This window comes from Psychromicrobium lacuslunae, assembly GCF_000950575.1.
GTDB lineage: Bacteria > Actinomycetota > Actinomycetes > Actinomycetales > Micrococcaceae > Renibacterium > Renibacterium lacuslunae.
This window is the reverse complement of the sequence record NZ_CP011005.1, coordinates 790,437-813,823: the sequence shown is the minus strand read 5'-3', so window position 1 is coordinate 813,823 and position 23,387 is coordinate 790,437. Positions and strand designations below refer to the sequence as shown.

The 23,387-nt window shown below is 58.6% G+C and carries 21 protein-coding genes; 6 read left to right on the top strand and 15 right to left on the bottom strand.

Annotation, left to right across the window (positions count from 1 at the left end; genetic code table 11):
• Positions 1-86: 86 nt before the first annotated feature.
• Positions 87-1,124: a TerC family protein gene (locus tag UM93_RS03735; protein WP_045073731.1), complete on the bottom strand. Its 1,038-nt coding sequence runs from the start codon at positions 1,122-1,124 to the stop codon at positions 87-89.
• A gap of 166 nt (positions 1,125-1,290) precedes the next feature.
• Positions 1,291-3,372, bottom strand: a complete 2,082-nt coding sequence (uvrB, locus tag UM93_RS03730) for an excinuclease ABC subunit UvrB (RefSeq protein ID WP_045073729.1) — start codon at positions 3,370-3,372, stop codon at positions 1,291-1,293.
• 148 nt (positions 3,373-3,520) lie between these two features.
• Between uvrB and UM93_RS03725 the strand changes: the two genes are divergently transcribed.
• On the top strand, positions 3,521-3,853 hold the full coding sequence (locus UM93_RS03725; RefSeq protein ID WP_052663603.1) for a hypothetical protein: 333 nt from the start codon (positions 3,521-3,523) through the stop codon (positions 3,851-3,853).
• A gap of 107 nt (positions 3,854-3,960) precedes the next feature.
• Entirely contained in the window at positions 3,961-4,311 is a 351-nt protein-coding gene (locus UM93_RS03720; RefSeq protein WP_052663599.1) for a hypothetical protein, read from the top strand.
• A gap of 23 nt (positions 4,312-4,334) precedes the next feature.
• On the opposite strand, the gene coaE is transcribed toward UM93_RS03720, so the two are convergent.
• The 5 genes from coaE to UM93_RS03695 form a co-directional block, all read right to left on the bottom strand.
• Positions 4,335-5,525 carry a dephospho-CoA kinase gene (coaE, locus tag UM93_RS03715; protein WP_045073727.1) on the bottom strand — a complete coding sequence of 397 codons (1,191 nt, stop codon included), beginning with the start codon at positions 5,523-5,525 and terminating at the stop codon, positions 4,335-4,337.
• Between the two features lie 25 nt (positions 5,526-5,550).
• Positions 5,551-5,994, bottom strand: coding sequence for a hypothetical protein (locus UM93_RS03710; protein WP_045073726.1), 444 nt, complete (start codon positions 5,992-5,994; stop codon positions 5,551-5,553).
• Positions 5,995-6,181: 187 nt separating this feature from the next.
• Complete coding sequence (gene rpsA, locus UM93_RS03705; RefSeq protein WP_045073724.1) at positions 6,182-7,657, bottom strand: 30S ribosomal protein S1; 1,476 nt, start codon at positions 7,655-7,657, stop codon at positions 6,182-6,184.
• Between the two features lie 120 nt (positions 7,658-7,777).
• Positions 7,778-9,109, bottom strand: a complete 1,332-nt coding sequence (locus tag UM93_RS03700) for a GNAT family N-acetyltransferase (RefSeq protein WP_045073723.1) — start codon at positions 9,107-9,109, stop codon at positions 7,778-7,780.
• Positions 9,109-10,425, bottom strand: a complete 1,317-nt coding sequence (locus UM93_RS03695; RefSeq protein WP_162183375.1) for a GNAT family N-acetyltransferase — start codon at positions 10,423-10,425, stop codon at positions 9,109-9,111. Before UM93_RS03695 ends, UM93_RS03700 begins: the two co-directional genes overlap by 1 nt.
• Before the next feature lie 53 nt (positions 10,426-10,478).
• On the opposite strand from UM93_RS03695, the gene UM93_RS03690 reads away from it, so the two are divergent.
• Positions 10,479-11,234: an ABC transporter permease gene (locus UM93_RS03690; protein ID WP_157874089.1), complete on the top strand. Its 756-nt coding sequence runs from the start codon at positions 10,479-10,481 to the stop codon at positions 11,232-11,234.
• A gap of 33 nt (positions 11,235-11,267) precedes the next feature.
• The gene (locus UM93_RS03685; RefSeq protein ID WP_045073722.1) at positions 11,268-12,239 is read left to right on the top strand and encodes an SDR family NAD(P)-dependent oxidoreductase; all 972 of its coding nucleotides are present in this window, start codon (positions 11,268-11,270) and stop codon (positions 12,237-12,239) included.
• A gap of 161 nt (positions 12,240-12,400) precedes the next feature.
• Here UM93_RS03685 and polA read toward each other — a convergent pair whose 3' ends face one another.
• The 3 genes from polA to UM93_RS03670 all read right to left on the bottom strand — a co-directional run bounded on the left by polA (position 12,401) and on the right by UM93_RS03670 (position 16,659).
• Entirely contained in the window at positions 12,401-15,145 is a 2,745-nt protein-coding gene (polA, locus tag UM93_RS03680) for a DNA polymerase I (RefSeq protein ID WP_082057007.1), read from the bottom strand.
• A 99-nt stretch (positions 15,146-15,244) separates the two neighbouring features.
• Positions 15,245-15,475: a hypothetical protein gene (locus UM93_RS03675; protein WP_045073721.1), complete on the bottom strand. Its 231-nt coding sequence runs from the start codon at positions 15,473-15,475 to the stop codon at positions 15,245-15,247.
• A complete protein-coding gene (locus UM93_RS03670) occupies positions 15,472-16,659 on the bottom strand; it encodes an inorganic phosphate transporter (protein WP_045073720.1) in 1,188 nt (395 codons plus the stop codon). The genes UM93_RS03675 and UM93_RS03670 overlap by 4 nt, the downstream gene beginning before the upstream one ends.
• Before the next feature lie 184 nt (positions 16,660-16,843).
• Here UM93_RS03670 and UM93_RS03665 point away from each other — a divergent pair, with 184 nt between their 5' ends.
• Positions 16,844-17,296, top strand: a complete 453-nt coding sequence (locus UM93_RS03665; RefSeq protein WP_045073719.1) for a hotdog fold thioesterase — start codon at positions 16,844-16,846, stop codon at positions 17,294-17,296.
• 38 nt (positions 17,297-17,334) lie between these two features.
• Positions 17,335-17,877, top strand: coding sequence for a P-loop NTPase family protein (locus UM93_RS03660; protein WP_045076818.1), 543 nt, complete (start codon positions 17,335-17,337; stop codon positions 17,875-17,877).
• Here the strand turns inward: UM93_RS03660 and UM93_RS03655 are convergent.
• The 5 genes from UM93_RS03655 to UM93_RS03635 all read right to left on the bottom strand — a co-directional run bounded on the left by UM93_RS03655 (position 17,841) and on the right by UM93_RS03635 (position 23,291).
• Positions 17,841-18,401, bottom strand: a complete 561-nt coding sequence (locus UM93_RS03655) for a dihydrofolate reductase family protein (protein WP_045073718.1) — start codon at positions 18,399-18,401, stop codon at positions 17,841-17,843. The two genes, UM93_RS03660 and UM93_RS03655, sit on opposite strands and share 37 nt — an antisense overlap.
• A gap of 9 nt (positions 18,402-18,410) precedes the next feature.
• Complete coding sequence (locus UM93_RS03650) at positions 18,411-19,919, bottom strand: DHA2 family efflux MFS transporter permease subunit (protein WP_045073717.1); 1,509 nt, start codon at positions 19,917-19,919, stop codon at positions 18,411-18,413.
• 20 nt (positions 19,920-19,939) lie between these two features.
• A complete protein-coding gene (locus tag UM93_RS03645; RefSeq protein WP_045073715.1) occupies positions 19,940-20,554 on the bottom strand; it encodes a PadR family transcriptional regulator in 615 nt (204 codons plus the stop codon).
• Between the two features lie 257 nt (positions 20,555-20,811).
• Positions 20,812-22,149, bottom strand: coding sequence for a UDP-glucose dehydrogenase family protein (locus UM93_RS03640; RefSeq protein WP_045073713.1), 1,338 nt, complete (start codon positions 22,147-22,149; stop codon positions 20,812-20,814).
• Positions 22,146-23,291: a glycosyltransferase family 4 protein gene (locus UM93_RS03635; protein WP_045073710.1), complete on the bottom strand. Its 1,146-nt coding sequence runs from the start codon at positions 23,289-23,291 to the stop codon at positions 22,146-22,148. The genes UM93_RS03640 and UM93_RS03635 overlap by 4 nt, the downstream gene beginning before the upstream one ends.
• Between the last annotated feature and the right edge of the window lie 96 nt (positions 23,292-23,387).

Here is a 23,387-nt window from a genome sequence, read left to right as displayed (position 1 = left end):
ATCCATCTTAAGACTCGGTTATGACTGAGGGTACGGTAGCGCCACCGCACCCTCAGCCGCCAAATGACCAGCCGCCTAGTGAGTGACTAGGCTTGAGGCTTTTCCTGCTCGTCTATTTTGGATAGCTCGCCGGCTTGCTGCAGACCGGCATCGACCTTACCCCGAGAAACCCATAGGCTCGCTACGGTGGCGATCAGAATGGTGGCAACAATCACCAGCAATGAAAGCCAAGTGGGGATCTCCGGTGCCCACTCGATTCCCTTACCACCGTTGATGAAGGGCAACTCGTTCACGTGCATGGCGTGCAGAATCAGCTTGACGCCAATAAAGCCGAGAATGATCGACAGCGCGTGCTTCAGGAAGACCAGGCGAGTAAGCAAACCGCCCAGCAAGAAGTACAGCTGGCGGAGCCCCATCAAGGCGAAGATATTGGCGGTGAAGACAATGAACGGTTCCTTGGTCAGCCCGAAGATCGCCGGAATCGAGTCAACGGCGAACAGCAAATCGGTCAGGCCCAGGGCGATGAACACGATCAGCATCGGGGTCCAGACCTTTCGGCCATCAACCACGGTGCGGACCTTCGCGCCGTCGAAATCTTGCGACATCGGCAACACTGAACGGATTTTGCGGATCAACGCGTTGTCGCCCGCATGCCCCTCGTCCTCGCCTGAATCACGGGCCTGCTGCCAAGCAGTATAGAGCAGGAAGAGGCCGAAGATGTAGAAAACCCAGCTGAGGTTCTCGATCACCGCAGCGCCTATCAGAATGAAGATGCCGCGCAGTACCAGCGCCAAAATAATGCCCACCATGAGGGCTTCTTGCTGATACTTTCTGGGCACTCCGAAGCGCGCCAAGATAATGATGAAGACGAAGAGGTTATCGATGCTCAGACTGTATTCGGTGATCCAGCCGGCGATGAACTGTGAGCCATGTTCAACACCTGTGAAGACAAACATCAAAACGGCAAAAATCAGCGCCAGTCCGACGTAGAAGGCGATCCACAGACCGGCTTCCTTCATCGATGGTTCATGTGGTCTCTTCAGGACTAACAGCAGGTCGAAGAGCAGAATAAGCCCGAGAACCACGAAGGTTCCAATTTCAAAGGCAAGAGGTAGCTCGGTCACGAGACCCTTTCAGGTAGGCGAAATCGCCGCAAGTCTCTCCGCCGAATCACTTCGACCGCTACGCCCGGCGGAGCAACTATGCTCTGCGTGTTGACGTTCGTAGCACTTGGGATACTCCCCTACGCAGCTACTATTCTACCGCACCGAAACCTTAGCGTTGCGCGGCTCAGGCGTGTCCGGCATTCTGCATTTGACGCAGCTCCTTCTTCAGATCGCCAACCTCATCCCGCAGCCTCGCGGCCAACTCGAACTGCAATTCGGCGGCTGCACCATGCATCTGCGTGGTGAGCTGCTCAATAAGATCGACCAGGTCCTCGGCCGGCACCGCGGCCAAGCCATCATGACGTACTGGAGTGGGTGCCTTGCCGCGCGCTTTACCCTTGGCCGCGCTTTCCAGCAGGCTCTTGGTATCCGCGTCTTCTCGTGCCAGCGAGTCAGTGATATCGGCGATTTTCTTGCGCAGTGGCATCGGATCAATACCGTGTTCGGTGTTGTAAGCCACCTGAACCGCACGACGACGATTGGTTTCATCGATTGCGGTGGCCATCGAATCAGTAATCTTGTCAGCGTACATATGCACCTGACCCGAAACGTTCCGGGCCGCACGACCAATGGTCTGGATCAGCGAAGTCGCCGAACGCAAGAACCCCTCCTTATCAGCATCCAAGATGCTGACCAAGGAGACTTCGGGTAGATCAAGCCCCTCGCGCAGCAAGTTAATACCAACCAGCACGTCGAACGTGCCCAACCGCAGGTCCCTGAGCAACTCGACCCGCCTTAGCGTGTCGACGTCGGAGTGCAGGTACTGCACCTTAATGCCATGGCCGAGCAGGTACTCGGTCAGGTCCTCAGCCATCCGCTTGGTCAAGGTGGTAACCAAGACGCGTTCATTGAGCTCTACCCGACTCCTGATTTCACCGAGCAAATCATCAATCTGGCCTTTGGTGGGCTTAATAATCACTTCGGGGTCAATCAAACCGGTAGGCCGGATAATCTGCTGCACCACGCCATCCGACTTAGCCAGTTCATATTTACCCGGTGTCGCCGAAAGGTAAACGGTTTGACCGATCCGTTCCAGGAACTCGTCCCACTTCAGCGGCCGGTTATCCATCGCCGAGGGCAACCGGAAACCGTGATCCACGAGCGTCCGTTTACGGGACATATCGCCCTCGTACATGGCACCAATCTGCGGCACCGTGACATGCGATTCATCAATAACCAGCAGGAAATCGTCCGGGAAGTAATCGAGCAAGCAACTCGGCGCGCTGCCCGCAGTCCGCCCGTCAATATGCCGCGAATAGTTCTCGATGCCATTGCAGAAACCCATCTGCTGCATCATTTCCAGGTCATAGGTGGTGCGCATCCGGAGTCGTTGAGCTTCCAGCAGCTTGTTCTGCGATTCAAGCTCCTTGAGCCGCACCGCCAGCTCATCCTCGATGGTGGCAATGGCCCTGGCCATTCGCTCCGGGCCGGCAACATAGTGTGAGGCCGGGAAGACGTACATCTCAGTTTCTTCCCTTATCACCTCGCCGGTCAGCGGGTGCAGGGTATAGATTTTCTCAATCTCATCACCGAAGAACTCAATGCGAAGCGCCTGCTCCTCGTACATTGGGATAATTTCCACCGTATCGCCCCGCACCCGGAAGGTGCCGCGGTGAAAGTCGACATCATTTCGCTTGTACTGCATGCCGACGAATTTCCGCAGCAGATCATCGCGATTGACTTGCTCGCCCTGGTGCAGGGTCACCATTCCCGAGACGTATTCCTCCGGGGTGCCCAAACCGTAAATGCAGGAAACCGAGGCGACCACCACAACATCGCGCCTGGTTAGCAAGGAATTCGTGGCTGAATATCGGAGCCGCTCCACTTCCTCGTTGACCGAGGAGTCCTTTTCAATGAAGGTATCGGTCTGCGGAACATAGGCTTCCGGCTGGTAGTAGTCGTAATAGGAGACGAAGTACTCCACCGCATTATTCGGCAATAATTCACGGAATTCGTTGGCCAGCTGCGCGGCTAGCGTCTTGTTCTGCACCATCACCAGAGTGGGACGTTGCACTTGCTCGATCAGCCAGGCCGTGGTGGCAGACTTTCCGGTGCCGGTGGCTCCAAGCAGCACAATGTCCTTTTCGCCGTTATTGATCCGCTGGGTCAAATCCTCAATAGCGGCCGGCTGATCGCCAGCTGGCTGGAATTCGCTGACCACTTCAAAAGGCGCGACGACGCGATTAATCGGTTGTGCAAGACTCATACCCCTACGCTACTGCGTGGCACCGACAGTTTGCGAGGCGAGCACAGCCAAAGTTCTGTTCAATAATCCTAGGGTTTAGACACAGGATTCGATAAAGTGTTTAGGCAATCAACACCTCGCGCAATTTCAGCTAAGAAGAGAGGCCCTCATGACTGACACCTCCGGGCAACAGCCCGTCAATTACAACGCTCCTCAGGGCAGCTACCCGCCCGCGGCCGGCGGTGATTTCCCCGGCAAGACCCTGGGCATCGTTGGCCTGGTCTGCGCCATTCTATTCAGCGTGGTCGGCTTGATCATCTCGATTATCGCTAATAACCAGTCAAAGAAAGCCGGTTTCAAGAACACTCCCGCTTTTGTTGGCATCATCATCGGCATTATCACCACCATTGGCACGATCATTTCGATCATCGCCAGCATCGCCATGCTTGCCACCGTGTCGACCCAGTTGCAGAACTACAGCAACGTTTTGTTGGGTTTCTAAGCTCCAAGTGTCGTTACTTTCACCCGGGGTGGCAGCGCTGCCACCCCGGGTTTTTAATTAGCCAGCCCCCAGCTAGCCAGCTCAGCCATTAACCTCAAGGAGTTCAGATGTCCTACCAGCAGCCGCAACAGCCCGTCCCTCAACCGGTAGGGTACCCGGTCCAGGCGCAGCAGGACCCGGGCAAGGTGATGGGCATTCTGTCAATTGTGCTGCCTTTTGTCTTCCTCGGCCTGGTCGGGCTGATCCTCGGCATTATCGGGTTGAATAAATCGAAAAAGGCCGGCTTCAGCAATGCTCCAGCGGTGATCGGCATCGTCTTGAGCATTCTCGCCATCATCGGCAGTATCATCGTCGGCGTAGTACTTTTCGTCACCCTTCAGCACGTTTTACAGACCTGCGCCGAGCTCGGCCCGGGTACTCACGTGCGTGGCGGGGTCACCTATACCTGTGGTGGCTAAGGGCCTCCGATAGTCACCCCGTGCTAGTTAGCGCGAGCCAGCCAGGCAGCTAGGCCTGGCTCAGCCACTTCGGTGAACCACGGTTCCTTGGCCTCGGCATAGCCGCCGGTATTGGCGTCATTGGCGTGCAGTTCAGCGAGCCGTCGTTTCTCCTGAAGGTAGCGTTCCTTCATCTCGGTGTCAGCGCGCAACCAATCTCTGAAGGCAAGCGCGTAATTCGCGCCGGCCGAGCCGTCCACCCGAACATGCAGGTTTACTTGCTGGCCCGGATCGGCATTGCCATGCAATCGCTTAAGCCAATGCTCCGGGTCAGGGTCGAAACTCTTCGGGGTGTCCCGCCAATCCCCCTCCAGTGCCGGGAAACCAGCGGCGGCTAGTGCCGGCGCTAGCTGGTCGGCAATCTCCAGAGATCGCACCCTGAGTTGTAGGTCGATTACATCCTTGGCGTCAAGACCGGGAATCGAGGTTGAGCCGATATGGTCGACGCCAACCGCCTGATCCCCACAGGCCAGCATGATCCGGCTGGCCAAGCGATCCGCTATCTCCGGCCAACGCGGATCAGCGGGAGACAGCACAGCCGGCCCACATCGCTTGGCTCGCTGCCGCAGCAAGAGATTGTGGTTAAAGGGCTGCAAACGATTTTCCCAAACTTCGTCGATCTGGCTCAGTAGCTCCGCCTCGGTGCCGTTGTTATCGAGCACAATATCAGCAACGCTTAGGCGTTCTTGACGGCTTGCCTGAGCCCGCAGCCGGTCCTGAGCTTCGGCTTCCGACAGGCCGCGTAGCGTTACCATCCGGGCCACCCGTAGTTCATCGGCGGCGTCCACCACGATCACCAGGTGAAAATTAGCGCCTTGGCCGGTTTCTACCAGCAGAGGGATGTCTTGCACGATAATCGCCTCGCGACCGGCTTCAGCCCTTAGCTCGGCGGCTCTGGCTCGGACCTTGGGGTGCACGATAGCATTGAGCTTTTCCCGTTTGGACTGATCGGAGAAAATCAACTCGCCAAGCCTGGCTCGATTCAGCTCGCCCTCCCCCGAGATCAGCTCCGCGCCGAAGGTCTGACGAATCTCCGCCAGTCCGGCTGTACCCGGCGCAACCACTTCCCGGGCCAGCAGATCGGCATCGATCAACACCGCACCAAGTTCGGCCAGGCGTTTTCCGACGAGTGATTTTCCGGCCGCGATGCCGCCGGTCAGTCCAATGGAGAGCATGGTTTTATTCTATGAGCACCCAGGCTCAGTTCGGGATCGCTTTGAGGAACCGCGGCCCTGAATCACTGCCCTGCTGCAATCTGCCGGAGCGTTCCGGTAAGTCTAGGCTGATCACCGTGCCGAGCGGCTGAGCGTAGTCATAATCGTCGACCATCAGCAGCACGGCGGCCGGGGTAATCTCTCGGATGATCACGTCGACAGGCTCCGCGGCGTCATCCACCTCGAGCTTCCAACGCGCCGCAAGGTAGCTCAGGCCGCGCTCAATCAGCAGGTCCTCGGCGTCCTGGTAGTCCAAGAGCCTCGGCTGTGGCGCGAAGTTCGCCTGATTGGATTCCTCAGGCGCACCTTCGACTGGCACCGCTCGCCCCAATAAGTCATAAGGCACGAAGCCGTCCTCGAACATCTCAAGGTAACCCACCACTTCACGGTCCTCGGGTCGAATAACGCTGATCCATTCCTGCGGAATCACAACACTTTCCTTTCGCCGAGTGTCGATATATGGGGCTTAAAATCCGGTTTTAAGCCCCATATCTCGACACTCGACGGTGTGTGGTGGGGCGTTGGGTTGGTGGGGCACTGGTGTGGGGAGGGGCGATTTTGCTTTAACGACGGAGGGCCGCCACGCGAACGTGGCGGCCCTCCGAGCGAAAGGAAACTTAGTTTCCGGTCAGCTTCTCCCGCAGGGCGGCGAGAGCTTCATCGGAAGCCAAGGTGCCAGCGTCGGCGGCCGGAGCCTCAACAGCTGAGGAGTAGCTGGTCGGTGCAGCTTCGCTGCCAACCTCGGACTCGGCAGCTGCATCATCCGCGGCGTGCTGAGCAACCTGCTTCTTATGAGCTTCCCAACGGGTCTGGGCTTCAGCGTACTGCTGCTCCCAGGTGGCTCGCTGAGTCTCGAAGCCTTCGAGCCACTCGTTGGACTCCGGGTCGAAGCCCTCCGGGTACTTGTAGTTGCCCTCTTCGTCGTACTCAGCGGCCATGCCGTAGAGTGCCGGATCGAATTCGGTCGACTCGGGGTCAACACCCTCGTTAGCCTGCTTGAGCGAGAGCGAGATCCGACGACGTTCCAGGTCGATGTCGATGACCTTGACGAACAGCTCGTCACCAACGGAGACAACCTGCTCGGCCAGCTCAACGTGACGCACGGCCAGCTCGGAAATGTGCACCAAGCCCTCGATGCCGTCTTCGACGCGCACAAACGCACCGAACGGAACCAGCTTGGTGACCCGACCCGGGACAACCTGACCCAGTGCGTGGGTGCGGGCAAAGGTCTGCCACGGATCTTCCTGGGTGGCCTTGAGCGAGAGCGAGACCCGCTCGCGATCCAGATCGACTTCGAGCACCTCGACGGTGACTTCCTGGCCGACCTCGACAACCTCGGAGGGGTGATCGATGTGCTTCCAGGAGAGTTCCGAAACGTGCACCAAGCCGTCGACGCCGCCCAGGTCCACGAAGGCACCGAAGTTGACGATCGAGGAAACGACGCCGGGACGAACCTGACCCTTTTCCAGCTTGTTCAGGAAGGTCGAGCGAACCTCGGACTGAGTCTGCTCAAGCCAAGCGCGACGCGAAAGCACAACGTTGTTGCGGTTCTTGTCCAGCTCGATGATCTTCGCTTCGATCTGCTGACCGATGTACGGAGCCAAATCGCGCACCCGGCGCATTTCGACCAGCGACGCCGGCAGGAAGCCACGGAGACCGATGTCCAGGATCAAGCCACCCTTGACAACCTCGATGACCGTACCGGTGACCACACCGTCTTCTTCCTTGACCTTCTCGATATCGCCCCAGGCGCGCTCGTACTGTGCGCGCTTCTTGGACAGGATCAGACGGCCTTCTTTGTCTTCCTTGGTCAAGACCAAAGCCTCGACCTCATCGCCTACGGAAACGACCTCGGAGGGGTCGACGTCGTGCTTGATGGAAAGTTCACGGGAAGGAATAACACCTTCGGTCTTGTAGCCGATGTCGAGCAGAACTTCGTCGCGGTCAACCTTGACGACAGTGCCTTCGACGAGATCGCCGTCATTGAAGTACTTGATAGTCGCATCAATAGCGGCGAGGAAATCCTCAGAAGTACCAATGTCGTTCACTGCGACGACAGGGGTACTGGTCTTCTCTGGGGTGGTGATGGTCATGTAGTAGGGACTCCGATGTGGATAGTTTTGTGGAAAAGCTCTTGGATACGCGCAATACGCGCCCGTTTAGTCTAGTTGGAACTGCCAACTAACGCAAAACACAGACTTCACTCAGCGGAGTTAGAAATGGCTGGCACAGAACGGCGCTTTTTCTACCGCGAACATCCGCTGCGCCAGCAATGCGGCACCAGCCCGATGTTCCAGGATCCGGCCGGCTGCCAGTAAAGTACTGGGAAGCACCCCACCCAGGTAGATCGACGCCAGATCTGCCACATCGAGGCTGAGGTCCGCGTCACCGCTCGGCACAGCCGCTTGGCTTCCGCTGCCCTCGGTGCCCGGATCGAGCTGAATGACCTGAACTGCTCCACCAGCCACGCTCAACCGATAACTACCGCTACCAAACCCCAAACGGTCATGCACTTCAAGCGTCAACTCACCATCGGTTGAATACTCCCGCCCTTCGAGAGCAGCGACAACATCGAGAATGCGCAGCCAGAGCATGTCTTTTTCATCCACCAATCGCACGCAGCGACGATCTTCCAGGGCCCATTCCAGCGGATTCTCCGGCGGCGCAGTCGCCCAACTGACCCGTTCGACCAGATCATTGGACGCCAGAAAGCCCCATAGCGCCAGATAGGCCGCCTCGTTAGCCGTGACAAAGTCGACGATTTCGAAAGTTCCCGGGGAAACGTCCCAGCCCAGGAAACGGTACGAAACATAACCGTCGATGACGCCCGCCGCATCGTAGTGCAAAGCAGCCAGAACGTTATCGTCGTCCTCATTGCCCCAGCCGCCCATTCCGGCGGCCTGATAGCGATAGCCTTCGGAACGCCCCACCGAACCAGGTTGCGCAGCATGCCAGGAAGCAAAGATCTGCGCCGCCAGTTCAAGTAGCACTTGGCGTGGCACGCTCTCCACCCGGCCAGCGTCGGTGTGATTCAGCTTGAATTTCGGCCCGACGTCAACGGTGATCTTGCGTTCCTTGGTACTCACGCCGAAACCGAACCTCCGGTAAATCGCGGCCTCTGAAGCATTCAGCGCGGCAAGCGGGAGCCCTGCCTGCTGAGCCCGGCCCAGCTCTTCACGCATCACCCGGCTCAGGATGCCGCGTCGCCGATGCGAAGCGCGCACCGTCACGGCGGTGACCAACAGGGCCGGTAGCATTTTCCCGAAACCGATATTCACGTCCTTGCGCAAGGTACCGAAGGTGGCCACCGGACGTTCCGCCGGGAAGGAATGCTCAGCGACGGAACCGCGCTGGTACACCCCGAGCTGTTCACGATCATCGGCTAGCCGGACGCCAAGCGCCGTGGTGATCTGTTCAAGCGTGCGTTTCGGCTGGTGAAAACCGTGATTGACCGCACGAATCCACTCAACGGCCTGCTCAAATCCCGGCTCCCCTGGTCGGGCCGCCGGGAATCGCTGGATCTGGTAATTTTCGTCAAAAGTCATTAGAAGGAGCTCCTGCTCACCGGTGGTTCCGGGGTCTGGAAAATCTTGTCGAAAAGCTTGAGCGCGGCTTGCTCGCTCTGCGCCGTGATCCGTCCCGCCTGATGGAGGGTGCTGGCACTCACTCCGGCCAAATAGAGCGAACTGAATGCCGCTACGTCCAGTTCCAGATCCGCTGTCCCCTCAGCGCTCAGGCTCTCCGACTGGCCTTGGCCCGCTGCGACCCGCAAGGCGAAGCGGCCTCCGGCCAGCCCCAGCCGGTCATTGACCTTAATCACCAGCTCACCATCCGCATAATATTTCCGCGCCGCTAAGAGGGCAGGCACATCCAAGGCCCGCAGCCAGAGCGAATCCCCTTCCCGGGTGACCCGGTAGCGACGAGAGTCAGTAAGCGCCCAGAGTAACGGGTCGTTCATCGGTGCCCCCGGCATATTCACCGCCGCCGAAAGATCGACCTCGCCGAGGAATTTCCACAACGCCAGATAAGCGTTGGAGTTCAACGCCAAAATGTCGATGATTTCAAGACTTACCGGTTTGCTCTCATAACCGAGATGTTTATAGCTGACATAACCGTCGATCTTGCCGTCGACGTCATAGTGCGCGACAACGCGGACCTTACGATCGGGCTCCGGGTGATCGTAGCTGCCCTCACCCGCGACCATCGAACGATAATGGTCGGGCCGCGAGATTGAGCCAAAGGTTTCGGCATGCAGCAGGTCAAAGAGCCTGACTTGCAGATCGGCCGCCGAGCTTGTCGGAAGCATCTCCACGCTGCCGGTCACGGCGCTGCGCAGCGCGAATCCATTACTGGTGTCGACGGTGACAGAGCGGAAGCGGCTAGCTTCGCCGAAGCCAAACCTGCCATAAATAGTTGCCTCCGAAGCGGTCAGCGCAGCCATTGGCAGCCCTCGCTGCTGAGCGTCATGCAAATCAGCGGTGATCATCGCGGAAAGCAGACCGCGACGGCGATGACTGGGCCGCACCGTGACGGCGGTGATCATATCCGCCGGCACGGTTCGCTCGCCAACATTGAGCGTGCCGTCAAAGGAGGCGTACGTGGCCACCGGGTCGAGCTGGGGCAGGCTGTGCTGAAGGACCTCGGTGGCATAAACCCCGTAAATTCTTTGCTGATCAGCAGCAGCCGTGGTGATCAGTTTGGGTAGCCGGTCATCACTCGTCTCAGCCTCGTGGAAGCCTCTCGCCACCGCCTGGGTCCAGGCCTTGTCGCGTTCGTCGACCACACCCTCCGCCGGCTTTGTTGCGGTCCAACTTTCGAGTTTGTACGGGAAGTTCTCTTCGGGCTCTCGGATCACAGTCACAAGAATCCAGCCTAGTTGGCTCTCGGAGCCAATTGAAGTGGCAGGATGAAACGGTGCAAGAATCCACACTGCTGAACCTTGGACCTATCAGCTGGCTACTCCTTGCCCTCCTGATTGCGGCGGCAAGCCTGGTCTGGCGATTGCTGTTGGGGCGCCCCGCCAAGGACATTGTGTTCGCCTCGGTTCGCGCACTATTGCAACTCGCTATTGTGGCGTTGCTGATTTCCCAGCTCTCTGGCCATCTACTCTGGTCTCTGGCTTTTGTGCTGTTGATGTTCGTCACGGCGGTCTGGACCGCCGGTCGGCGGATCGCAGCGACCGGTCGCTGGTGGCTTGCCAGCCTACCCATTGCGGCCGGGGTGCTCCCCGTCACACTGTTGATGTTCGCCAGTGGTGTGCTGCCCTTCAATTCGCTGGCGGTCATTGCCGTGATTGGCCAGCAAATTGGTGGCGCAATGTCGACCACGACAGTTGCCGGTCGTCGAATTGAGGCCGAGCTGCAACTCCGCTCGGGTGAGGTGGAAGCCGCGGTCGCGCTCGGCTTCACCTGGTCGCAGGCGCGCAGGCTGATTGCCAAACCGGTCTCCGGCGAGGCGGTGCTGCCCAGCATTGATCAAGCCCGAACAGCTGGCACAGTGACCTTGCCTGGAGCTTTTGTCGGTTTGATTCTCGGCGGCGCCAGCCCGATCGCGGCGGGGCAGGTCCAGCTCCTGGTGCTTATTTCGCTTTTACTGGTGAACAGTTTGGCGGCTTGGATGTGTCTGTTGCTCGCCGAAACCTCTGGCTGGCGAAATCAGCCGCGACCTTGACCTGGAGCGCACTCCAGGACCTAGCCTGAAGGCATGACATCAAATTTGGAGAATCAACGGAAACTGAATTCGGGTTTCGGCGCTCACAGCACCGCTGACGAGGTCCTGCACGGCATTGACCTGAGTGGTCAGACCGCCCTGGTCACCGGCGGCTATTCCGGTCTGGGCTATGAAACCACCGCGGCGCTGAGCAAGGCTGGCGCCCATGTGGTGGTGCCGGCCCGGCGTCCGGAAGCCGCTGCCGAGGCTGTCAAGGACCTCGATAATGTCAGCGTTGGCAGCCTAGATCTCGCCGACCTGGAGAGCGTTAAGAAGTTTGCCGAGGACTTTCTCGATAGCGGCACCAAACTCGACTTGGTGATCAATAACGCGGGCATTATGGCCTGCCCGGAGACCAGAGTAGGACCAGGCTGGGAGGCTCAGTTCGCCACTAATCATCTGGGGCATTTCGCTTTGGTAAATCGGCTGCGCCCTGCCTTGGCCGCAAAGAGCCGAGTCGTGGCGCTGTCCTCTACCGGGCATTTCCGCTCGCCGATCCGCTGGGATGATGTGCAGTTCAGCAACGGTTATGACCGTTGGCAAGCCTATGGTCAGGCTAAGACCGCTAACGCCCTGTTCGCCCTGCACCTTGATTCACTAGGCGCAGAAAGCGGCCTACACGCTTTCTCCCTGCACCCGGGTGGGATCTTCACGCCCTTGCAACGTCATCTCTCGCAAGAAGATCAAATCGCGCTCGGCTGGCTGGCCGAGGACGGCACCCCGAGCCCCTTGGCGACTGCGCACTTCAAAACTCCGGCGCAAGGCGCGGCTACCACGGTCTGGGCGGCCACCTCGCCCCTGCTCGAAGGCCACGGCGGGGTGTACTGCCAAGACGCCGATGTCGCGGAGCCAGCCTCAGTAGACAACCCGGCAATTGGCGGAGTCAAGGCTTGGGCGGCTGACCGAGAGGAAGCCCGTAAGCTCTGGGATCTTTCCGCCGAACTCACCGGCGTGAACGCATTCTGAGCCCAACGTGTTGAGCCCTGCGTCCTGAGTTTTGCGTTCTGGATCCTTTTTCTGCGCAGTACAAAACGGTTAGCTAACGCTCTCCCGCACCCGCAAAAAGTGCTGCTGGTTGCAACCCGTGGGTCGCAGCCAGCAGCACTTTCGTCAAGTAACCATTTCGGTTAGTGACCGGCGTCGAACCAGCTCTCCCCGACACCGAGCTGAACGTCCAAGGGGACGGACAGCTCAGCCGCTCCGGCCATCTGCTCCGGCACCAAAACTTGTAGCTGTGCTAATTCTCCCGGAGCAACTTCAAGCACCAACTCATCGTGCACCTGCAGCAGCATCCGTGATTTCAGTCCGCTCTCAGCAATCGCCTTATCCACGCCCAGCATGGCTCGCTTAATGATGTCCGCGGCCGAGCCCTGAATCGGCGAATTGAGCGCCACCCGCTCGGCAATTTCACGCAGATGTCTATTGTCGCTGGTCAAATCCGGCAAGTATCGACGACGGCCTTCAATGGTTTCGGTGTAACCATCCACTCGGGCTTGTTCCACCACGCCACGCAAATAATCGCGCACCGCACCAAAACGGTCGAAGTAATCCTTCATCAGGGTGCGCGCCTCGTCGACCGAGATATTCAGCTGTTTGGACAGTCCGAAGGAACTCAGACCATAGGCCAGGCCGTAAGACATTGCCTTCACCTTAGAGCGCATTGCCGAGGTGACGTCTTGTGGTTCCACATTGAAAATATGCGAACCGACAAAGCGGTGCAGATCTTCGCCGTCCTTAAAAGCCTGGATGAGCGCCTGATCGCCGGAGAGATGGGCCATGATTCGCATTTCAATCTGCGAATAGTCAGCGGTCAGCAGGGTCTCATAACGCTGCCTAGCCTTGCCTTGGCCGACCACGAAGGCACTGCGAATTCGCCGACCTTCCTCACTGCGGATCGGGATGTTCTGCAGATTCGGGTTGTTTGAAGAGAGCCGCCCGGTAGCAGCGATGTTCTGCGCGTAAGTAGTGTGCACCCGAGCATCTGAACCGATTGACTTCAGCAGGCCCTCCACCGTCTGCCGAAGCTTGGTGGCATCACGATAGATCTGCAACTGCTGCAGGAAAGGGTGCGGGCTCTTCGCCATCAGATCGGTTAGCGCTTCGGCATCGGTGGAGAAACCGGTCTTAATCTTCTTGGTTTTCGGCATCTCGAGCTCTTCAAAGAGCACCGTCTGCAGTTGCTTGGGCGATCCCAAGTTCACCTCATGGCCGATCAGTTCATAAGCTTCGCTCTGCGCCGCCTCAATGGTGGTGGTGAAATCGGCCATCAAGGTATCCAGGATGCCCTTATCAATCGCCACCCCGGCCAACTCCATCTCGGCAAGGGTACGCTGCAAAGGCAATTCCAGGCTGCTGAGCAGCTTATCCGCCCCTCGCTCCACTAAAAGCGGTTCCAATTCAGCGCTGAGCCGCTCGGTAGCAAAGGCTCTGGCCACTGCCTCGGTAGCATCGGCGTCGCCCTCCAAGCCTAGGTCTAACTGACCGGACGGCTTGCCCTCGCCGACTCCCAGATGAGACTTCAGGTAGTAGAGGCTGAGATCAGCCAGTTCATAATTACGCCGTTCAGGCTGAATCAGATAGCTCGAAATCGAAGTGTCATCCACCACGCCCGCCAGCGCCAGGCCACGTCCGGAAAGCGCCTTATAGGCTGCCTTAGCGTCGTGCACCGCTTTGGGGTCGCTGCTCGAAAGCCAGTCGGCAAGAACCTTCTCGGCAGCAGCGTCCAGCCCCTCTAGCGGCACAAAGGCCGCTTTGTTTTCGGTGCTGAGTGCCAAAGCCCGCACATCGAGGCCAACCGGGTCGACGATCGGCAGCTGATCGCCCAATAATGCCAAACCGACCCGCTGCCCGACAGCGTCTTTCAGCCAAGCACTAAGTTCCGTTTCGCTGCCCAGCACCACGTGCACCGGAAGCTGATGCTCGGGATCCGGGCCGTCCTCGGCGTCCTCGCCGAACTGGTCAAAGAGCCGCTTCCGCAGTGTCTTGAATTGCAGCGCGTCGAAGAGTTCTTCTACTTTTTCCCGGTTCGGATGCTTCAGTTCCATCTGATCGAGAGTCACCGGCAACTCGAGATCGCGCAGCAAGTGATTTAGCCGACGATTACGCTTCACACTCTCGACGTGTTCGCGCAGCGCGTCGCCTACCTTGCCACCAATAGCATCGAGATTTTCCAGGATGCCTTCCAGCCCGCCGTACTGGTTAATCCATTTAGCGGCTGTTTTGGGGCCGACTCCCGGGACGCCCGGAAGATTGTCTGCTGTCTCCCCCACCAGGGCGGCCAGATCCGAGTATTGGGCGGGCGAGACAAAATACTTCTCCTGTACCGCTGCGGCATCCATTGGTGGGATATCTGAAATGCCTTTTTTGGGGTAGAGCACCAGGGTGTTGTCGGTGATCAGTTGGAAGGCGTCACGATCACCGGAAACCACCAGGGTCTGCCAGCCGGCCTGCTCTGATTGGGTGGCCAGGGTGGCGATAATGTCATCGGCTTCATAACCGTCGAGACTGATGGTTGGCACGTTCATCGCCTCCATCACCTTAATGATCAGGTCGACCTGGCCACCGAATTCCTCGGGTGTCTTATTCCGGCCGCCCTTGTACTCGCTGTACTCTTCGGAGCGAAAGGTCGGGGTGTCCAGGTCGAAAGCCACCACCACATGGCTTGGCTTCTGCTGCCGGATCATGGTCAGCAGCATTGAGGTGAAGCCGTGCACGGCGTTGGTATGCTGCCCGGTGTCAATCACAAAGGTCTCCGGCGGCAGTGCGTAAAAGGCACGGAAAGCCATCGAGTGACCGTCAATCACCAGCAGTTTCGGCGTCTCAGCGCTCAGGGTCGACGGATCTGGGGCAGCCAAAGAAGTTGTCTCACTCACAGGAGTAAGCCTATCCCGAGGCTCTGACTACGGGCACCCCAAACTGACAAACTGTCCGCGGCAGAACGTCCCTAGTGCACAGTCGTTTGAGAGGCTTAGCTACTTGCTGTGGAAAAACGGCACGATCAGGTAGATGCCGTAGAGCACCGATCCGGCGCAGAGCAGATAGCAAAGGTACTCGGCAATTTTGACGCGAACGCGATCTGCCCCGGTTCTATCCAAACTCGCAGCATGCAGCCGCACCGCAAAGGAAAACAGGGTAACCACGGCGAGTGCACCGACCAAGGTGGCGATCGCCACTACCACAAAGGCATTCCAGTTAATAGTCATTTTTTCCTCGCCATTCGGCTTCGTCGGCTCGGCCGTCTGACAATGTCTGCTGCCGCCTCGACCTCAGAGACACCAGCGATATCTCTTTCTTCGCTGCGTCGCGAAATAATAAAGATAGCCAAAATCCCGCCAAGACCAAGCACCGCGTCCAGAATCAGACCGAACAGGCCCAGTTGCGCAATGAAAGCGGCTATCGCCCCCACTATCGCGGCAGCAGGCAAGGTGAAAAGCCAACCAACAGCCATCTTGCCCGCCAGGCGCCAGCGCACCACAGCTCCAGGGCGGCCTAACCCAGAGCCAATCACTGCGCCCGAGGCAACCTGGGTGGTGGAGAGCGCGAAACCTAGATGTGAAGAGGCCAAAATAGCAGCTGCTGTGGAGGTCTCCGAAGCAAAGCCCTGGGCAGGCTTTACCTCGGTAAGCCCGGTTCCCAGCGTCTTAATAATCCGCCAACCACCGGAGTAAGTACCCAAGGCGATGGCCACCGCGCAGGCAGCGATAACCCAGAATTGCGGGCCAGTGCCAGCTGCCTGATAGCCGCCGGCAATCAGCACTAGGGTGATAACGCCCATCGTCTTTTGCGCGTCGTTTGTACCGTGCGCTAAGGCCACGAGCGAGGAAGAAAAGATCTGCGCGTAGCGGAAGCCACCTCGTCGATTCCGCAGGTTAGCGCCGTCGTCGGCCACTCGCTGGGTGATCGCGTAGGCGACCAAGGTGCAGACGAAAGCCACGAACCCGGCGACCAGAGGAGCTAATAAGGCCGGAATAATGACATTGCTGAGCAGCACCCCGTAATTGATGACGCCAAAGCCCGCGCCGACCACGGCGGCGCCAATCAGCCCGCCGAAGAGCGCATGCGAAGAACTAGAAGGGAGTCCCATCAGCCAGGTCAGCATGTTCCACAGCACCGCTCCCAGCAGACCCGCAAAGATAATGGTCGGGGTGATGTTAATGCCGCTCGGCCCCTCGTTGATGAGGTTTCCCGAAATGGTTTTGGCCACCTCGGTGGAGAGAAAAGCGCCTACCAGGTTGAGCAGCGCGGCGAGCCCGACGGCGACCTTAGGCTTAATCGCACCGGTGGCGATAGGCGTGGCCATCGCATTGGCGGTGTCGTGGAAACCATTGGTGAAGTCGAAGAACAGCGCCACCGCGATGACCAGGACAACTACCACCAACAAGTCCACAAGATTCCTCACCTAGCATGTGCAATTCACTGCTCAATATCGCCGGATCAATCGAAAAAACCAATTGTTGCAGCGCTACTCAGCACTCCCGGCCAGCCCAAAATATCGTCGATTACTCAGTTGGGGTTGGCTGGGATTTTTTAGTCCTTTTGTATCTTAGGGCAAGCCGTGCCAGCCTAATTCCATGACCGACTACACGCAAGAACTCATCGATGCAGGTATTCCTCCGATCATGCACCAAATGCTGAGCCGTCACGGCGTAGGCGCTTTGGTGGTCCGGATGGGAATTAAGTTCCTTGAACTCAGCCCCGAGCGCATGGTTGGCACCATGCCGGTAGAGGGCAACACCCAGGTGGCCGGCATTCTGCACGGTGGCGCACATTTAGTGCTGGCCGAGACCTTAGGGTCATTTGCGGCTGGCATCCATGCTGGAGTTGACGGCCAAGCCCTCGGTATTGAGATCGGTGCCAGCCACCACCGCTCGGTCGCCACCGGATTGGTCACCGGCACTTGCACGGCCATTCATCTGGGTCGGACGTTGACCACTCATGAAGTGGTGATGACCGATGAAGCGGGACGCAAGCTCTCCACCGCCCGGATCACCAATCTGATTCGGCGCAGCGGCTCGGCAGAGTGATCCCGCCAGCGGCGGACAGATCAGCCAAGATTAGCGAGTTGGCTGCCAGTCAGCGAATTCTGCTGTACGGGGTGACCGGTTCCGGAAAGTCCACGCTGGCGCGCAGATTAGCGCACATCACTGGGATTCCGGCCCATCTGGTTGACGAGGAAATTGGCTGGCTGCCGAACTGGCAGGAACGTCCGATAGCTGAGCAACGCGAGATCGCGGCCCGGCTAGCCGCCGAGGAGCGCTGGATCTTTGATTCGGCCTACGGCAAATTCCGTGATCTGGTGGTGCCAAGAGCTGAACTAATTATTGGCCTTGACTACTCCAGGCTGCGCACTTTGAGTCAGTTGATACGCCGCACCTGGCGACGGATAAGAAACCGCGAACTGGTCTGCAATGGCAATGTTGAAACGCTCGCCAAGGTGTTCTCAAGAGACTCCATTCTCGGCTGGCATGTCAAAAGCTTCAGCAGAAAACGCCGGACTATGCGCGATCTCGCAGCGCGGGCGGCACGAGATTCGACCGCGCCACGAGTGCTTTTGTTCCAGACTCCGGCTCAAACAACCGAATGGCTGGACTCCTTGAGCCGGTAACGCAGCTCAATAATGCCGCGTCCAAACTGGCGTTGCCCGAGCAGCTGTAATTCTGGGCTCGACTGACTCAGCGGCATGATGGGCCGCCCGGAACCTAGAAGCACTGGAACTATGGTGAGGATGAGTTCGTCGATCAGTCCGGCTCGCTGAAACTGCCCGGCCAGCTGGCCGCCGCCCAGTAGCCAGACATTGCGCTGCCCGGCTGCCGAACTCGCCTCGCGGGCGATCTCGCTGACCTCACCGCTGACAAAGCGAATGTCCTCCCCCTGGTAGCCCGGGAGTTCATGATTGCTGAAAACCCAGCACGGCAGTCCCGGGTAAGGCCAGCCTCCTGGCATCTCTTCAAGCACGAACCGATAGGTGTCGGCGCCCATCACGATGGCGCCGACACCCTGGTAGAACTCTTGATACGCCTCGCTTTGCCCTTCGAATCCCTCGAACTGTAATAACCAGTCCAGCCCGCCGTCGGATTCGGCGAGGAAGCCATCGATAGAACTAGCCAGATAGTACTGAGTTATTCCCATCCTCTGAGCTTAGGGTTGAGCACCGACAGTCTTAGCCGGCTCGTCCTGCTGCGGTGCTTGTCCCGGGAAGCTCCGAGCCTTCGGCTTAGCGAAGAAGAACGCTGCCACCAGAGCTACCAGAATGACGATGGCGGGCAAGTACAGTGACTGCCCCATCGCGCTGGCATAGCCGGCGTGCAGGAACTCAGGCAACGGACCGGAGTCACCCTTGGGCGCCGATCCACCACCCGGGATGGCTGGCAGATTGGCGGTCAGCCGTGAAGTCATCAGAGTGGCGATGGCCGCCGAGCCGAGTACCGCCCCGATCTGCCGAGTGGTGTTGTAGACGCCGGAACCCGCTCCGGCCTGCGCCGGATCTAGGTTCCGGGTTGCGGTCATTGAAACCGGTGCCCAAATCCCGGCATTGGCGAAGCCAAAGAGGGCAATTGGCATCAGCAACTGCCAGATCGGCACATCCGGGGTGAGCATCGAGCCAAGCCAAAACAAGGCGATCGACAGAATAGCGAAACCGGCGACAGCAAAGTAGCGGGGATTGACCTTGGGCAGCAATTTGCCCACCACGGGAGCCAGACCACCGGAGATCACTGCCATCGGAACCATCAGCAGAGCCGCTTCGGTGGGCGTCAACGATCTGACGTTCTGCGCGTACAACATCAACGGCAATACCATCGCGGTAATCGCGAAGCCCATCCCGGTAATGGCGATATTAGCGAGTGAGAAATTGCGGTCTTTGAAGAGTTTGAGCGGCAGCAGCGGCTCCGATTTATTGAAGTATTGCCAGGCCACAAAAATCGCCATCAACACCACGCCGAGGATAATGAGCGACCAGACGCTGATCGGACCGGCGATGGTCCCCCAGTTATAGCTCTCGCCCTCTTGCAAGCCGAAAACGATGCAGAACATACCTGCCGCGCTGAGCACCACTCCGAGCCAGTCAAAGCGGTGCGAGTGAGTCGGCAGCTTCGGCACCAGGCGGGCCGCCAGCACGAAACCAATCACGCCGACCGGAACGTTAATGAAGAAAATCCATTCCCAGCCCAGGGTATCCACCAACACGCCGCCCAGGATGGGACCGACCAGGGTGGCAACACCCGCAACCGAGCCCCAGAGTCCCATAGCGGCACCACGCCGTTCCGGCGGGAACACTCGGGTGATCACGGCCATGGTTTGCGGTGTCATCAAAGCGGCGCCCAGGCCCTGTACAACGCGGGCCACGATCAGGGTCTCCACGGTGCCGGAGAAGCCACACCAGGCGGAGGCTGCCGTGAAGACCACCAAGCCCACCAGATAGAGGTTCTTGGGTCCGAAACGATCACCGAGTCGGCCGGTAATCAGCAACGGCACAGCGTAAGCGAGCAAGTAGGCGCTGGTCACCCAGACCACTTGATTAATATCGGCTTTGAGGCCTTCCATAATGGCTGGAGTGGCTACCGAAACAATGGTGGAGTCCACCAGAATCATGAAGAAGCCAATCACCAGCGACCACAGCGCCGGCCAAGCTCTTGCGTGTTCGTTCATCAGAATTCCTTAGCTCAAAATTATTTATTGGGTTGGTGCTGCAAGCGAGGATGATTAGCCATCAGTCTGGAGTAGTCCGTCCAGGGCAGTTCATCGCTTTTTAGTTCGTCAATGGTGCGGCGCACCCAATTCAATTGGGCCTGCATCACTTCCAGGTCATAACCGATGTCCAGCCACAGCGCGCGCTGCAAGCCGAGTGAAACAAGGCCTGCGGAGTTCTCCTGGAGGTCCTCGATCTCCTCGACCAGGGCAGCAGCCCGCTCGGAGAGTAGCTCGACCACTTCCTCTTTTGAAAGGTTGTGGGCTTCCGCGACTCCGCGCCGAAAATCCGGGTACTCGTTTTTCACCTCGCGCAGCAGTCCACTGAGATGTTCCCGCAAGGCTTGATAGCCGTTCGACTCAATCGAATAGTTGGTACGTTCCGGCCGGTTGCCCTCTCGTTCAGTACCTTCTTGACTGATCAGCCCCTGAGTCAGCAATCGATCAACCGCGTGATAGAGCGAGCCGGGGCGGATTTTCATCAATCTGTCTTCGCGGCGCTCAATCAACGTCTGATACATCTCATAAGGGTGCATGCTGCGTTCGACCAGCAGCGCCAGCACGGCTGCGCCCAGCGGTGTTATTGCCTCGGCCATTGATTCCTCCTACCACGAACTTATTCAACCTTGATTAGAATACCTGAAATATTCCAGTTGGAATAGTCCAGAATGAATAAGTGATCAGAGTCACCACCCACCGCAGTTCAGGGTATGACGCAGCACCGACAGTTTGGGGGCAGAAGCAATTCGCGCACAGCTAGTACCAGACAAGTGGTACCAGAGAAGCAATGACAAGGCTTTCTACGCTGAGTTTCAGACTGCTCAGCTAGCTGACTAATTAGTCAGCCAGCTAGTTAGCTAATATCGGCTGTCAGTTGATCCGCGGACCCGACGCCAATGCCCCGGTAGCGCCAGCCAGCGGCACGCCAACTTGCCGCGTCGAGCGCATTCCGGCCATCCAGCAGCACCGGTCGGGCAACCAGGCTGGCCACCGCGGCTGGCTGCAATTGCCGGTACTCTTGCCATTCAGTCATCAGCACCACGAGTTCAGCGCCCTGCAGAGCGGCGTCTAGCTGGGTTTCAAATCGTAATTGCGGGTACTGCAGCCATGCTTGATTCACCGCTTGCGGATCGGTCACCACCACTTCTGCGCCCTGCTGGGCAAGCTGCAAAGCAACGTCGAGCGCCGGTGAGTCCCTAATGTCGTCGGTATTCGGTTTGAAGGCTGCTCCAAGTATTGCGATCTTCTTTCCGGCCAGCGTGCCACTGCAGAGTTGGCTTGCGGCTTCCGCGATCCGGTAGCGAGCATCGGCGTTAATGCCGTCGATCAAGGACATTAACTCCTCAAGCGGCTCGATGCCGTGCTTGGCGGCCTGCGCTCTGAAGGACCGAATGTCCTTGGGCAGGCAACCACCGCCAAATCCCGCTCCGGCGGCAAGGTACTTGGCACCGATACGTTCGTCTAGACCCAGCGCCCGAGCTAGTTCAGTGACATCCGCACCGGTAGCTTCGCAGAGTTCACCAACCGCATTGATGTAGGAGAGCTTGAGCGCCAAAAAGGCATTTGCCGCCACCTTGGTGAGCTCCGCGGTAGCCAAATCGGTGACCAGACGCGGCACTCCGGCGGCCAGGATCGGGGCATAAACTTGGTCGAGCAGATGCTGGCTGCGGCCAGCCCCAATACCCTTCGGGATCCCATAGACCAGCCGATCGGGTTGCAAGGAGTCGGCGACCGCACTGCCCTGCCGCAAAAATTCTGGGTTCCAGGCGAGCACCGCGCCGGTGCCCGCGATGGCCTCAGCAATAGCGGCGGCGGTGCCCACCGGGACGGTTGATTTGCCCACTACTAGGGTGCCGGGGCGCAAGTAGGGATGCAGACCTTCCACGACGGAAAGCAAGGAACTCAGGTCAGCCTCCTGAGTGGTCTTGGACTGTGGGGTGCCAACACAGATGAAATGCAGCTCAGCCTCGGCGAGAGCAGCAAAATCAGTGGAAAAACTCAGCCTGCCCTGTTCCAGCCCTGCTTTGAGCAGCGGCTCCAAGCCCGCTTCGAAGAAAGGAGCGAAACCACGGCTTAGATGCTCAATTTTCCGCTCATCGTGATCAACCCCGATCACCTGGTGGCCAAAACTGGCCAGGCTGGCGGCATGCACCGCACCTAGATAACCACAACCAATCACCGAGATTTTCATCGTGAGCCTTTCATCGAAGTGGTCGCCATTGCATGTTCGGCGATGGCGTCGTGGTAATGCTCAATCAGTCGTGCGCAAACCGCTTGCCAGGTTCGGCCCTGCACAGTGCGGAAGGCGGCTGTCGCAAAAGCCTCCCGCTTAGCGTCATCGCCGATCAGATCCAGCACGTAGCTACGAAATTGCGCCAATTCCCCAGGCGGGTAGAGCCAGCCAGTCTTTGAGGACTCAACTAAATCGAGTGGGCCGCCTCGTCCGGTGGCGACTACGGGCACCCCTGAAGCCATCGCCTCCTGGATGGTTTGACAGAAGGTCTCCAACTCCCCCGGGTGCACGAAAAGATCGAAGCTGGCGACCGCGACGGCAAGCTCTTCGCCATCCAGGAAACCGGTGAAGTATGCGTCCGGAAATCTATTGCGCAACTCTGCGCCGAGCGGCCCCTCACCCACGATGACCAGTTTGGTGCCCGGCAACTCGCTAATCGCTGCGAGGTCTTCAAGCTGCTTCTCCAAAGCGAGACGACCGACATAGCCAATGATTCGCTCGCCACCCGGCGCGACCTGCTGCCGAAATAATTGGCTCCGCTTGGCCGGATGGAATCGCACCGTGTCCACCCCGCGCGGCCAAAGCTGCACCCGAGGAATGCCGTGACTACGCAATTCGGTGACGGCGTGGCTGGAGGGCGCTAAGGTGCGGGTAGCCGCAAGGTGAATGTTTTCCACCCTTTCCCAAGCTTTGTTCTCCAGGAAGGGCACCCCGTACTTAGCGGCATAGCCAGGCACATCGGTTTGGTAAACCGCGACAATAGGCAGGCCGAGTTGCTGGGCAGCCTGCGCGGCTCGCCAACCCAGAATAAAAGGCGAGGCCAGATGCACCACATCTGGCTGAAATTCATTCAGCAAAACCCTGAGCCGGTTGACCCCGCCGACCGCGACTCGCAGATTCCGGTAGCCGGTAAGCGGTACGGCGGGCAGTCTGAGCACTCGGGCTCCAGCGACCTCGGTGGCTTCATGCTGCTTAGCGGAAGGGGCAATCACCAACACCTCATCGCCGCGTTCTGCCAGGTGGTGAAGAATTTTTAAGAGTGAGTGAGTAACGCCGTTCATCAACGGCAAAAAGGATTCAGCAATGATTGCGACCTTCACACCACCACTGTCACCAGGCCGGGAAGATTTCTGGCAACTTCGACACGGCGGCTAGGCGACCGGAAGTTGAAGATCAGGTGAACCCGGCTCCGACCG